The following is a 13,982-nucleotide window of genomic DNA, read 5'->3' as shown; positions in this document are numbered from 1 at the left end:
ATTTTTAATGATGCTGGATTTTGCACAGTAATAGATCCGCTGCACGCCGGATAGCTTCTGCATACGCAGAGGTTGCTCCACAATGCGCTACACCGTCGACAATAAACAACTGTGCGTTAACTTTTTGCGCCAGCTGATAAACCGGCGCATATCGGCACATTAAATCATGACGGCCATGAATAAACCAGATGGGTAAATGACGGATACTTTCCCCATGAGAGAGTATTTGCTGGGGCTGCATAAAGCAGTTGCGACTAAAAAAGTGCACCATTTGCTGCGCCTTGATGAGCTGTTTGTCCCCTTTACATAGTCTGATTTTTTCAATGTCGCCATCCATAGCAATTAAGTTATCCCATTCGCACCAACGTGTTGCCATGGTTCTTTTACGCAGCTCATCCTCGCCAAAAAGTGCTTGATGATAACAATTCAGGATAGATGTTAACGTCTCTAGGTTTTGTGCAAATTTATGATATTGTTCAGGATACATTTGAGCAGGTGCGCCGTGTCTACCATACAACCAATGTAAGTCTTCCTCTGTTCCCAAAAAACTTGACCACAATACCATTCCAGCAATCTGATCCTGATACTGCTGAGCGTAAAGTAGTGCCAACATTGCACCAAAAGACTCTCCTGCAAGTATCACCTTTGACAACCCTAAGTGTATTTTTATTGCAGTTATATCATTCAATAAGGCGACAGTATTAATGTGGCGAATATCACTTGGCGTTGAGTTGCCACACCCCCGCTGACTGAACAAAATAACGCGGTACTTTTTGGGGTTAAAGTAACCCAGTACCGCTGTGGAATGACCTTGCCCTGGTCCCCCATGGAGTACGATGATAGGAATGCCTGCAGGGTCACCATACTCTTCAATGTCGAGTTGATGACCATGACCAACAGCTAAGTGGAAGCGACGCAAAGCGTTGCTATGCTGATACAATAAGCTCATGATCCCCCTTACTTCGCACCAGTAAGCCTGATCTATGGATAACTAAGTGGCTTTGTTGAAGCAAGAAACTTAGCCATTACCCTTATTGTGTCACTTATATTTTACGGCACTACAACCCTTGCGCATCTGGTGGGTCAAACTCGGAGCGAGTATCCACTCCTGCCGCTTCCATATCTTGAGTTAAGCAAACAGTAAACTCAGCGCCCAAGAGCACGACTATCCATGACAAATAAACCCATACAAATAAAATAGGTACTGTCGCGAGCGCCCCGTAGATTACTTCGTAAGACGGAAAGTGGCTGATATAAAGTGCAAAACCTTTTTTGGTAAGCTCAAATAACAGCGCAGCAAATAACGCTCCCGGTACCGCCGCTTTAAATGACACACTTGTGTTTGGTACTAAAGTATAGAGCATGATGAAGCCAATCATGGAAATTAAGTAGGGCAACATTTTAATAATTGCACCACTAAAACCCGGGATCCCTTGATCTGCAAACGAGACCAAAGAAACAATATAGGACGTCATCCCAATACTTGCCCCCAGTAGCACGGGGCCAAGTGTTAATACCATCCAGTAAATAGCAAATGAAATCATCAGTGGACGTTTTTTTTCAATCCGCCATATTCGATTGAGCGTTGTATCTACATTGCGGATAAGTAACAAAGCAATAACCGCAAGAAAGCTTACACCTATGGCTGTCATCTGATTTGCATTACCTGTAAACGCGCTAATATGCTCTTTGATAGTATCAGTCGAGGTAGGCACAAAGTTATTAAAAATAAAGTGTTCAATTGCTACTCTGGTCTCTTCGAACCCGGGAAAAGCAGAAAATATTGCAACGCCAACGGCAACAAGTGGCACCAATGAAAGTAGCGTCACATATGCTAAATACCCAGCGTTGACCGTTATTTGATCTTCCACACAACGCTTAGCATAGCGCTGCCACCAGCGTGGTTGAGCACGAGAAAACCGTAAGGCAACAGCTTTCATTTCGGTGATTGTTTGCTTCATAATCAAGTTAATATTCATGGATCACTTTACACATCATAACAATCCCCCCCATAATTTATAGCGGTAAATCGTAATAAAATGACGGTCGTTGACCACTTACTGATTAATCACCCTTGATAGTCTGGGAGTACGAATGAAGAAACTGACCTTGAGTGTAGCGTTACTTTTGTTAGTAACTGGATGCCAAAGCGCTTATTACGCCACCATGGAAAAATTTGGTGTACACAAGCGAGAGATACTCGTTGATCGAGTAGAAGAAACCAAAGATTCTCAACAAGAATCGCAAAAGGAGTTCCAATCAGCATTAGATAGGTTAACGACTCTAATAAATTTTGATGGTAAGGAATTACAAGAAGCCTATAATTTACTCAATGATGACTATCAAGCAAGTCTTGCTGCTGCCAGTGCAGTAAGTGCGAATATAGACAAAGTCGAAGATGTGGCAAATGCACTATTTGACGAGTGGCAAGATGAACTTGAGCAATATTCGAGTGCAAACCTAAAACGCGAGAGTGCTAAGCAATTAAGTCAAACACAACGCCAATTTGAACGCTTACTTCGCTCTATGCGCAGTAGTGAAGCAAAAATGCAGCCCGTACTCGACTCACTACAAGACAATGTGCTGTATCTTAAACATAACCTAAATGCACAAGCGGTAAGTGCTATTAAAGGTGAGTTTACAGGACTAAAGCGTGATATAAGCGCCTTAATTGCAGATATGAATCGCTCAATTGAAGATTCTAACAAGTTTATTGCTGAGATGAATGCACGTAGAACTTGATACTGCAAAGTGCTTGGCTCTCTGAACTATTATTGAAATACAGTTGACTGTAATTTGATACCACTAAAGCCAAGAGCCTGAAAGTGGGACCACAACCTTCTACCCACTCTCAGGATTTTTAAGCCACAGCCCTACAAAAAATTACAAATAATTATTATTCAACATCAATAAACAATATGTGAGGCGTCTTCTCTACTTTTTCAGGAACCACCTCGTATTTCTAGCCTCCAATTAGAGCTTTGGTGCATAGCGCAAAACAATAAAAAACACACAAAAGAAACAACCATGAAACAATATTGAAACAAAAAACACCTACTGATACTCTCTTCGCGTTGTCACTTCACAAGCTAGGCAACAGCACAATTTGAAAATCAAAAAGGAAATTTTAAGATGAAATATATGTTGAAATCGCTACTAGCCGCAGGGATATTAATCTCACCCATTTCATTTGCCAAAGAACAGACTGAGCACTTACCAACACCGAAAATTTCAAAACAGATATCTAACTTCGAAAGCAAGATGGCACTCTCTGGCTACCAAGATGAAGAATCTTATATTCAAGAATATATTTTTGAATTTGGAAATGGAGAAGCCGAGAAAGTATTAGAACGCTCATCATTCTGTCAAGGACAAAATACTGAGTATATTGTTACTGTGTATACCTCAACTATCAAGTCAGCAGGTACTGATGCTGATATTAAAATGAAAATCAACTGGGCAGCGAACTCTCCTTCAGCATGGAAATATTTAGATGATACGGGCAGAGATGACTTCGAAAAAGGCTCTGTAGACGATTTCTATATTTTCATGCCCAACGGTGGTCAACTACGCAATTCATCACTCACTATCAATAGTAATAACGCAGGTGATAAGGCTGGCTGGTTTGTAGAACGCATTTCTATTGAGGACACATGTACTGGAGAAATAGCTACAGCCCAATTTAATCGTTGGATTTCAAAGTCTGTTGGCTTAACTTCAACAAGAAGATTGCGTTAATTCACTGTTTAGGCCACTCTGTTTGAGTGGTTTTTGCGGTATTTCTACCGCTGCACATGACTGCAGCGGTAGCCCTGCTACTGCACTGTCCAGCCGCCGTCTAGCACAATGGTTTGCCCTGTAATGTTGCGAGATTCATTTGCGAGTAAAAAATTGACTGCATGGGCAATTTCATCCAACCCAATAAAAGCCTTTTTCGGCATTGGCGCTAGCATAATATTGTTTATCACTGCATCTTCGCTGATCCCATGCTGGTTTGCTTGCGCCGTAATTTGCTGCTCCACCAAGGGGGTTTTTACATAAGCGGGGCAAATGGTATTCACGGTGATATCGCTGTCTGCGGTTTCCAGTGCCAATACTTTACCAAACCCGATCAATCCATGTTTTGCAGCAACGTAAGCTGACTTATATTTAGAAGCGACTAGAGCGTGGATAGAACCGATATTAACAATACGACCAAAGCCGCCTTTGCGCATATGTGGCAATACCGCCTTACACAGCATGGCAGGCCCTGTTAGCATCACGTCTTGCAATAGTTGCCATTTATCTTCTGGAAAATGCTCCAGTGCTTCAACGTGTTGCACGCCTGCATTATTGATAAGCACATCTATGTTATCGTGCTGACGGATAAAGTCAGCGATGTCTTGCTTATTGGCAATATTGAGCGCAAACGCTTGTGCGTTTCCGCCTTCACTGACGATAGACTCAGCCACCGTCTGTGCTTGCGCTAAATTCAAATCTACAAGCAATAAGCTGTAATCTTGTTTGCTCAAGGCCATCGCGATATAGCGACCAATGCCACTTGCAGCCCCTGTGATCAACGCTGTCTTCATCGTCACTCCTTGATTATTTTGCTAAGAACTGAGCAATGGTGTCAGCCTGTGATTGAATTGAAAAAATACCGTCTAAATGCCCCCAAACGCCTTCTATTTCTGTAATTTGCACGTCTTTATTCTTGGCTTTAAGGGTCTGTGCTAACTTACGAATAGGCTCAGGTCTTAATAACAAGTCATTGCTTGCAGGCATCAATAACACCTTTGCTGTGATTTTATCGATAGCGCTATCAAAATTACCTTGCATACCTGCGGTGTATAGTTGCGAGGCGCGGACTAAATACAAGATTGAATTCGCATCTTGCGTTTCGGCTCTCGCTCGTGCGCGCGTGGCTAGCGTTTGGCTGAGTTTAGGAAGCTGACGAATATCTTGCTTTGCTTTGGGATCAAGCACAATAAAGTCTGGAAAACTGGCGTTATAAATAGCGGGGTGCATCGCGTCTTGAGTAATATTAAGCATCGTGGCCGTCAGTCCAGCAAGTGGCCTTTCCCCGTCGTAGTAGTCCCCGCCCTGCCAATTTGGATCAAGGCGGATGGGTAAAGCCCATTTCTCTAACGCCGCAACGGTCCAAGCATCCATCTTTGCCGCGCCAATCACATGAATTAAACGTGACACTTTTTCGGGGTAGCGCACCGACCATTCTAACGCTTGGAAAGATCCCATAGACGCGCCCATCACCGCATGTAGTTTGTCGATACCTAAGCTATCCAATAGTTGCTTTTGTACTTCAACAAAATCACCTATGGTCACCACGGGAAAATCCAAGCCGTAAGGTTTACCTGTCTTTGGGTTAATGGAGGCAGGACCCGTTGTGATCACATCTTTATTATGCCAGTTTGCGTTGACCAAAGTATCTGAACTTATCACAAAGTACTTGTTCGTATCTATCGCTTTCCCAGGGCCGATAATGGCATCCCAGTAACCGGCTAATACGTCAGACTCTCGATACTTACCCGCCGCGTGAGAGGTGCCAGAAAAGAAATGCGTGATCAAAATTGCATTGCTTTTGTCGGCATTTAATTTGCCATAGCTTTCCCAGCCGACCGTAACGTCAGGAATGCTGACTCCAGACTCTGTAGTAAAATGCGCGAGTGTAAAAACTTGCTTTTCAACCAGCATAGATTTGTTTGTCTCACTGCCATAGAGAATATGGCTGGCAACGAACAAAAGTAACAGGAAAATCCGCTTCATTGCTGTATCACTCCATTAAAATAAGATAAATAGGGTTAATGCGAGGGCAACCCCCACTAGCGGCACGACCGCAGTCAACGCTGCCATAGACCAATAGGCTCGTTGATGTGTTTCTTTACAGATAGCGCGAATGGTTGTAACCACATAACCGTTGTGCGGTAAGGTATCCAAAGCGCCTGAGCTAATAGCGACAACACGGTGTAATTGCTCTGGATTGACACCTGCATCGATGTAGTGCGGTGCCACTAGAGGTAACGCAATGGCTTGCCCACCAGATGCCGACCCGGTTAAACCGGCTATCACACTCACCGCCACAGCGGCGCCAAGCAGCTCATTACCCGGCATGTGTGTCATCATTTCAACCGCTAATTGAAATGCCTCAGTGTTTTTTGCGACCGCACCAAACCCCACTACAGCACTGGTATTACCGATAGCAACTAGCGCTCCTGTGGTGCCTAAGTTAATGGCATTCCCCATGTTGTGAAAATGCTTAAAGTTGATCGCTATAATACTGAGTACACCACCTAACAACGCTACAATAAGCGCACTTTGCTGTAGCGCATCATGAAGGGTAAAAGACAAAATCAACACCACAATCAGAGGTAATACACCTGTGACTGGGTGGGGATAATGGCGGTCATGAATTTCAGGGTCGTCATCTCTCGCTTCAAAGTGCTCACCATTTGCCACCGCTTTGGTTATCATCTTTTTCAACCACCAATAGCCAGTAATAGCCATAAATATGGCAACCACTAAACTGACTTCCCAAGCCGCATAAGGCGAAGTACCTAAATACTTTATTGGGATCCAGTTTTGAATTTCAGGAGAGCCTGCTGAAGTCATGGTAAAGGTGACAGAGCCGAAAGCCAGAGTTGCGGGAATAAAGCGCCTTGGTAAATTGGCATCTTTAAATAAGCTGAGCGCCATGGGGTAGACAGAGAAAGCCACAATAAAAACACTTACACCGCCATACGTTAATACCGCACAGGCAATCACTACCGCTAACACAGCATGTTTCATACCGAGTTTATTAACAATATAACGCGCTACACTATCAGCGGCACCGCTGTCTTCCATAAACTTACCAAATAAAGAACCAAGCAAGAACATAAAAAACCAAGCGCTCAAAAAACCTGCAAAGCCGTCCATATACAGTGTAATAAAGCTACTTTGCACCACATCTGAAGGAAATAAAGCAACGCCACTGGTTAGTGCGACCAATAATGAGCATAGTGGAGCTGCAATAAACAAATTTACACCACGAAGAGTTAGCCCAATAAGTAGGCCAAGTCCTCCTGCCAGTCCAAGCATACTGAGCATAAGGGCTTCCTTTTATTGTTATTAATGCCCGTTATAAATTGATGTGTTGGGCATACTGTTGATGAATATCAGTGTGGCGTGCAGGCGCAATAAAAACCATAGTACTAAGGTTATAGAAGCCCTACACCCCGTGTTAATCCTAGCGTATCAAGGTATTAGTACTAAGGTACTAATAGAAAAACTTTACAACTCCCCTATGCTTTGGTGTGACAACAAGCCCCAAATGACAATAATAAAGGGATCACTGGATGAACATTTACCAACCTAGATATTCAGCTATCGCGTTGGCTATTACACTGGCAACTCAAGTCAGCCCAGCGGCAGCAGAACAAGCAATACAATCACAAGGCAAGTTAGAGCGCATCGAGGTCACGGCACGAAAGACGGTAGAAAACCTTCAAACCGTTCCGGTGGCAGTGACTTCTATCGGTGAAACCGATCTACTCGAAAATGGCATTTCGGTACTCTCTGAAGTCCAGCAGTTTTCACCTAATACCACACTTCAAGCCAGCCGTGGCACTAACTCTACCCTCACAGCCTTTATTCGTGGTGTTGGGCAACAAGATCCATTATGGGGTTATGAACCTGGTGTCGGTATTTACGTCGATGACATTTACTTAGCAAGGCCGCAAGGGGCTGTACTAGACCTCCTTGATGTACAACAGATTGAAGTACTACGTGGACCGCAAGGAACGCTATATGGCAAGAACACTATTGGTGGCGCTATAAAATATGTCACTAAGGAAATGTCTGGCGATGCGACTTTTAACGTGGAAGGGACTGTTGGTAGTTATAATCAACGCGATCTTAAGATCACAGGTCAACTGCCGCTCGTGGAAGATACACTCTACCTAGGTTATGGCTTTGCGACTTTGAATCGAGATGGCTTTGGTGAGTTCAAGGTTTCAACGCTGCCCGGCCAAGACAAGGAAAACTACAATAAAGAAATTCAAGCTGCGCGGTTAACCTTGGAATATCGTCCAAGCGATGATTTGTTCTTCCGTTTAGCATGGGATAAAACCGACGATGACTCCAACTCTAAAGGGGGTTACCGCTTGTTGTCTAGCTTACTGACTGACGCCCCCGTGCCTGACAGCGTATTTGATTCTTACACCAGTATGCCAACGTGGAATAAAGTCGAGCTTGAGGGATATAGTTTGACCGCTCGCTGGGATCTTTCTGACGCCACCACAATAAAATACATCGGCGCTAGCCGAGATAGTTACTCCCCGACCAATATTGACTTTGATAATACGCCATTGCGGATCTTTGATGTACCCGCCATTTATGATGATGAACAAACCACCCATGAGATACAGCTAAGCCATGCAGGTAACGGCTATAAATTTGTCTCAGGTCTATATTATTACGATGGTGAGTCATGCGGCCAATTCCAAGCAATTTTGGAGGTATTAGGACAAAGCTTGGGCGCTCCCGGTCTTACGCGAGAAGTGAGTGGTTGTAATAACTCAAATAGTAAAGCTGCGTATATTCAAGGCAGCATTGATTTAGCAGAGCAGTGGTCGCTCACATTAGGCGCTCGTTACACTAAAGACAGCAAAGAAGCACAAGTAAGTAATGGTTTGGTCTTTGATGTTGTGTATCCCGAATCAAATTGGATCCCAGGTTATACACGCCCTGCAGGTGAACTGGTACCGTCAGTGCTCGATGATGAAGAAGATTGGTCACGGTTTACGCCAAGAGTAGGAGTGGAATATCAATACAACCGCGATATTATGTTCTTTGCCAGCTATGCTCAAGGATTTAAATCCGGCACCTTCAACCCCAGAGCTAGCACCGCGGAGCCTGCTGCAGACCCTGAAATCGTAGATTCATTCGAAATCGGTATGAAAAGCGAGTGGAACGACAATCTAAGAGCCAATATCACGCTATTCACATTAGATCACAAAGACCGCCAATATATTTCCATATTGCCCGGTGCAACTTCTGCCGATCTCAACCAAAGACTTGGCAACATCGGTAAGTCTACAGCAAATGGTATCGAAGCCGAGCTGAGCTATGTCGCTACAGAGGCGCTGAGTTTTGACGCCGCGATAGGATATATAGACAGCGACTTTGAAGAGGTACTCGATACTAACCCAGACACAGGCGCGACATTTGACAAATCAGACCGCTTTAGTATTTCTAACACCCCTGATTTAACTTTTAACCTTGGGGCGACCTATAAACTCTACAGCGATATTGGCGATTGGGTATTCAATGCCAGCTACTACCATCGTGGTGATTATGTCTTATTTGAGGAAGATAGCCTACTGACGCAGGACAGCTATGGTTTAGTCAATCTGAGTATTAATTGGTATAGCACAGGTGGCAATTGGCGTGTTGGTCTTCATGGGAAAAACCTGACCGATGAAGAATATATGATAGGAGGCTATCAGTTCGTGACACCAGATCCGAGCGATCCGAGTAATGTGAGTAAATACACGCCAGGACTTGGTGGTGATAATACTTTGATAGGCTACTTTGGCGACCCAAGAACCGTTTCGCTTACCGTAGGTTATCGTTTTTAGCACCGAAAGCGAGGCTGCAAGAGAGTCTCGCTATCTCAATCGCTTGATGTAGTTTTGGAAATACCCTATAACAACGGATACTAGGAGTTAGTTAAGGATGTCTCAGGTGCAAGCAATCATCGCTGATGACCACCCATTATTTCGCAGCGCACTTAAACACGCTGCTGCACAAGCGATTGGTCATGACCCCATTAAAGAAGCCAGTACCTTAGACAGCTTATTCGAGATGTTGCTCGCGCATCCTGAGACAGAGCTAGTATTTTTGGACTTGTCTATTCCTGGGGCGAAAGGCCTCGAAGGTCTTGCCCGGTTAAGAAATCAGTATCCAGACATACTAGTGATCATGGTTTCAGCCAACGAATCAGCATCCATTATTAGTCAATGTGTTGCCCTCGGGGCAAGCGCTTATATTCCCAAGTCTTCCTCACTAGAAGTGATTAGTGATGCTATCAAGCTCGTTATTGAAGGAGAAACTTGGTTGCCTGAAATCGTGGATATCGCGCCAGAAAGTGACAGCGAACAAGCGCAATTTGCACGTAATTTAGAAAAACTAACTCCCCAGCAATATCGAGTATTAACCATGATTGCCGACGGCCTTTTGAATAAGCAGATTGCGTATGCAATGTCGATTCAAGAGACCACCATCAAACAGCATGTTTCAGCAATTTTAAAAAAGCTCAATGTGTATAACCGCACCCAAGCTGGGATCCTCTTTAATCAGCTGGCTACGGATGTACACCTCGACGATGAAGCGAGTGCTTAACTAAATTAGTCGTTTAATCATGCGCTTTAGGGCTGGTATTTTAAGCGGTTTATAAAGTAATGGGATCCCGGCATCACTTACTTGCTCGCGAATAGCCTCGTCGTGGTTAGCTGTGTTGATAATGATTGGCATATTGTCCAGCGCAAGCGCCGTAATTACCTCAAGTCCGGTGACACCATGATCAAGCTGATAATCCGCAATCAACATATCAGCCCGACTCGTTGCTTGTAGTGCGCTAAGCGCTGCTTCATCTCGCGCTACGGCCACCTTACACCCCCAACTTAGCAATACTTGTGATAGTGCATCAAGTGCGTTGGCATCATTATCGAGTAGCCAGATAGACAGACCCGATAATTGCGCATCACCACTGGGTTTGTCAGCAATTACTTCGCTCTTTTGATCCGTCGGCATTCCATAACTTGGCAGTGTTAAGGTAAATTGCGTGCCTTTATTAAGTTGTGAGCCAAGGGTGATGGGTATTTCCAACACTTCACATATCCGTTTACTGATCGCAAGTCCAAGTCCTAATCCCTGCGCTAGCTCTTTACTATGCAGCTGTTTGAATTCTTGAAATATGGCGTCCTGATCTTGCTTTGCAATGCCTACGCCTGTGTCTTCAACAATGATTGAAACACTCTCTCCCTGAGATTCAGCGATAAGCCTTATCGTACCAGACTCAGTGTAACGAATCGCGTTACTCAGTAAGTTTCCCAACACCCTTTTTAGGAGTGCTTTATCGGTGTAGAGCATGGCATCACAAACCCGCACAGTAAACGCTAACCCTTTGTCTTTCGCTATCGCCCCATATTCATTTTCTAATGGCTCCAACAGTGACGATAATACAAAGCGCGAGCGATTAACCTTAAACGCACCGGCTTCTAACTTTGTGAGTTCAAGAATGCTCGACAACAGCTCTTCAGCACTTGCCAATGAACTTTTGATGCTATGCGAAAGCTCAGCTAGTTCAGTCCCGTGGGCTTTTTCACTCATCAATGAACAAAACAGGCTCGCTGCGTTAAATGGCTGTAACAGATCATGGCTTGCTGCTGCGAAAAAACGGGTCTTACTCTCCGTTGCCTGCTCAGCTTGGCGTTTCGCAGTAGATAAAGCATGGTTGGCGTCTATCAACTCTTTGGTTCTTGCTGCGACCGTTTCTTCTAGGTTTGTATTAACTTGTTCTAGTAGGGACTGCTGTTTCACAAACTCCGTGATGTCAGTGTAGGTTGTTACAAACCCGCCACCCGGAAGCGGGTTACCTTGTATTTCAAACACGCGACCATCGTGGTGCTCGCGGCGGTAACGATACGCATTGCCTCGTCGTAAATGTGATAGACGCTTCTGTACTTGCTGCTCGACATCAGCATCACCAAATAGTCCGCGCTGTGCATTGTAACGAATAAGCTCAGCCACAGGGCGACCAATAAACAGTGCATTGTCTGGATAGTTAAACATTTCTGCATAGCGCTGGTTCCAAGCGACCAGTTGCAGTTGGCTATCTACTACACTAATCCCCTGACTGACATTTTCTATGGTCGACTGTAGCAAGTCACGATTAAAACGTAATACCTGTGACGCTTCATCGACAAACTCTGCAACTTGCTCTAAAGGCTGACGCTTTTCATCTTTGGCGACATCTAAAATCAGTTTCGCAGATGCCCCACCAACGAGGGTCGACATCTCCCGCTCAATGATACTTTCAACTTGCAAAGGTGCTGGCAGTTTCCAGTTTCCGGGCTCTTTAGGGAAATGAAGCTCTACAAGCTGCTGTGCTCGCGCCTGCTCGCTAAAGCGCTGCAGTAATGCTGCCAAGTCGTGGTAACTCAACACCGTGTTTGCAGACTGTGCAGATTTGGATGGCATAACAAATTTATTGCTTTGTAAGCGCTCAGCAAGACGTGCTGATGAAATAAATGGCACCAGAAAATAAACCAACAAATTTGCACTTAACGAGATCAGCACAGACTGACTCGTACTGTCTAACCCCAGACTCAAAAAGTCTAACGGTGCTAACCATGTGATACCCATAGGCCCCGCGCTCAACCAGTGACTTTCGAAGTTAAGGCCACTGATCAAGCTCGGTAACAACAGGGTGTAAAACCAAATAGCAAAACCTGTCACAATACCTAATTGCGCGCCTAAGCACGAAGCTCCTCGCCACCACAAACCAATCACCATCGCGGGCGAAAACTGTGCTACCAAAGCAAATGACATGAGTCCCATATTGGCTAATGTGTTACCCTCAGCAAGCACACGATGACTGGCGTAACTCAACAATAAAATGCCAACAATGACCACCCGTCTAGCATTGAGCAGATTAAACTTAGATAAACCACGATGGTGTGAATTTAAGTGCGAGCGGCGCAACAAAAATTGATTGATAAAATCATTGGTGATCATAATAGATAGCACGATGGCTGAAACTATTACCATGCTCGTCGCCGCAGAGAACCCTCCCAGAAAGGCAGTTAAAGCAACCAAAGGTGCATCAGATCCCAGCGGTAAGGCGAGCACAAACGTATCGTAACCAATATCTTGACCATTAAAATACACCAATCCGGCGTAAGCGATTGGCAAAATAAATAAATTAATCAGCAGCAAATAAACGGGAAATAGCCAGCGTGCGGTTTTAAATTGGTTTTGTTCATCATATTCAATAAAAGAGGTATGGAATTGTCGTGGCAAACAAAGCGTTGCCAATGCACCCAAGAGAACATGGACTAAATAAACATAGGTTGGGCTGGCGGTTGCCTCTATTTGCTTGGTAATTCCCTGCTGCTCCACCTGGTTAAATAAGTGAGCTGGCGATTCAAAGAGCACAAAACAGACGTAAACACCAACGCCCATAAACGCCAGCAACTTAATTAATGACTCAAAGGCGATTGCAGTCATCAACCCAGGGTTATGCTCACTGGGTCTCAGCCTACGTGTGCCAAACAAAATGGCAAATAGAGCCAACAGTAACGTAATGTAAAAAGTACTATCTTGCCAAAATGCGGCACTCACCAGCTGGGTTTCGCTTGTTAGCATACCGATACTAGCACTGGTGGCATTAAGCTGAAGGGCAATATAGGGGACGACTGCAATGACAGAGATCAGAGAAATTAACCCTGACAGACTAGAGGAATTACCGTAACGCGTGGCAATAAAGTCCGCCATAGAGGTCAGTTGCTGCTGGCGACAGATTTCAGCAATACGAGTGTAGACTTGCCAACCAAATATAAACAGTAAAATCGTGCCAACATAAGTTGGCGCTAGCCACCAACCATTATTTGCAGCTTGCGCGGTAGTACCAAAAAACGCCCAAGAGGTGCAATATACCCCAAGTGACAAGGCATAGGTAACTTGCTTGGCATGATAAGAGCGAAATTTAGTACTTGCCCTATCCGCGCCCCATGCAATGGTAAATAAAAGCGCTAAATACAGCAGCGCAATAAGACTGATAAGTCCAATAGAAAACATAACTGTGATGATTTTTTATTATTTTTTCTAGCATAACGACTGTATCGTAAAAAGACAGCACACTTTAGTGCTACCGATCATCAAGGCGATAAAAAACATCCCAGAAACGCAAAAGCCCCAGCTAATGCCGGGGCTTTATCAAAAGT

10 protein-coding genes are annotated in these 13,982 nt (G+C 44.5%); 4 read left to right on the top strand and 6 right to left on the bottom strand.

The window, feature by feature from the left end; translation table 11 throughout:
* Nucleotides 1–4: 4 nt before the first annotated feature.
* The gene (locus J8Z24_RS01205) at nucleotides 5–949 is read right to left on the bottom strand and encodes an alpha/beta fold hydrolase (RefSeq protein ID WP_125251487.1); all 945 of its coding nucleotides are present in this window, start codon (nucleotides 947–949) and stop codon (nucleotides 5–7) included.
* Nucleotides 950–1,058: 109 nt separating this feature from the next.
* Nucleotides 1,059–1,979, bottom strand: a complete 921-nt coding sequence (locus tag J8Z24_RS01200; RefSeq protein ID WP_404824207.1) for a virulence factor BrkB family protein — start codon at nucleotides 1,977–1,979, stop codon at nucleotides 1,059–1,061.
* Nucleotides 1,980–2,094: 115 nt separating this feature from the next.
* On the opposite strand from J8Z24_RS01200, the gene J8Z24_RS01195 reads away from it, so the two are divergent.
* Together J8Z24_RS01195 and J8Z24_RS01190 are read left to right on the top strand one after the other, a co-directional pair.
* Nucleotides 2,095–2,742, top strand: coding sequence for a DUF2959 domain-containing protein (locus J8Z24_RS01195; protein WP_125251486.1), 648 nt, complete (start codon nucleotides 2,095–2,097; stop codon nucleotides 2,740–2,742).
* Between the two features lie 399 nt (nucleotides 2,743–3,141).
* The gene (locus J8Z24_RS01190; RefSeq protein WP_176033314.1) at nucleotides 3,142–3,738 is read left to right on the top strand and encodes a PLAT/LH2 domain-containing protein; all 597 of its coding nucleotides are present in this window, start codon (nucleotides 3,142–3,144) and stop codon (nucleotides 3,736–3,738) included.
* Nucleotides 3,739–3,815: 77 nt separating this feature from the next.
* Here J8Z24_RS01190 and J8Z24_RS01185 read toward each other — a convergent pair whose 3' ends face one another.
* Genes J8Z24_RS01185 through J8Z24_RS01175 form a run of 3 tightly spaced genes read right to left on the bottom strand, consistent with a single transcriptional unit; the run spans nucleotide 3,816 to nucleotide 7,083 of the window.
* Nucleotides 3,816–4,571, bottom strand: a complete 756-nt coding sequence (locus J8Z24_RS01185; protein ID WP_252095133.1) for a 3-hydroxybutyrate dehydrogenase — start codon at nucleotides 4,569–4,571, stop codon at nucleotides 3,816–3,818.
* Nucleotides 4,572–4,584: 13 nt separating this feature from the next.
* Entirely contained in the window at nucleotides 4,585–5,763 is a 1,179-nt protein-coding gene (locus tag J8Z24_RS01180; protein WP_252095132.1) for an E22 family MetX-like putative esterase, read from the bottom strand.
* Between the two features lie 15 nt (nucleotides 5,764–5,778).
* A complete protein-coding gene (locus tag J8Z24_RS01175; protein ID WP_252095131.1) occupies nucleotides 5,779–7,083 on the bottom strand; it encodes a GntP family permease in 1,305 nt (434 codons plus the stop codon).
* Between the two features lie 248 nt (nucleotides 7,084–7,331).
* Between J8Z24_RS01175 and J8Z24_RS01170 the strand changes: the two genes are divergently transcribed.
* Both J8Z24_RS01170 and J8Z24_RS01165 read left to right on the top strand, forming a co-directional pair.
* Complete coding sequence (locus J8Z24_RS01170; RefSeq protein ID WP_252095130.1) at nucleotides 7,332–9,614, top strand: TonB-dependent receptor; 2,283 nt, start codon at nucleotides 7,332–7,334, stop codon at nucleotides 9,612–9,614.
* Nucleotides 9,615–9,711: 97 nt separating this feature from the next.
* A complete protein-coding gene (locus tag J8Z24_RS01165) occupies nucleotides 9,712–10,377 on the top strand; it encodes a response regulator (protein ID WP_128730417.1) in 666 nt (221 codons plus the stop codon).
* Here J8Z24_RS01165 and J8Z24_RS01160 read toward each other — a convergent pair whose 3' ends face one another.
* The gene (locus J8Z24_RS01160) at nucleotides 10,378–13,836 is read right to left on the bottom strand and encodes a PAS domain-containing hybrid sensor histidine kinase/response regulator (protein WP_252095129.1); all 3,459 of its coding nucleotides are present in this window, start codon (nucleotides 13,834–13,836) and stop codon (nucleotides 10,378–10,380) included. It abuts the gene before it with no gap.
* Between the last annotated feature and the right edge of the window lie 146 nt (nucleotides 13,837–13,982).

The organism is Pseudoalteromonas sp. SCSIO 43201, assembly GCF_023716725.1.
Lineage (GTDB): Bacteria > Pseudomonadota > Gammaproteobacteria > Enterobacterales > Alteromonadaceae > Pseudoalteromonas > Pseudoalteromonas peptidolytica.
Note: the sequence above shows the minus strand (reverse complement) of the source record. Positions and strands in the feature narration are given on the sequence as shown.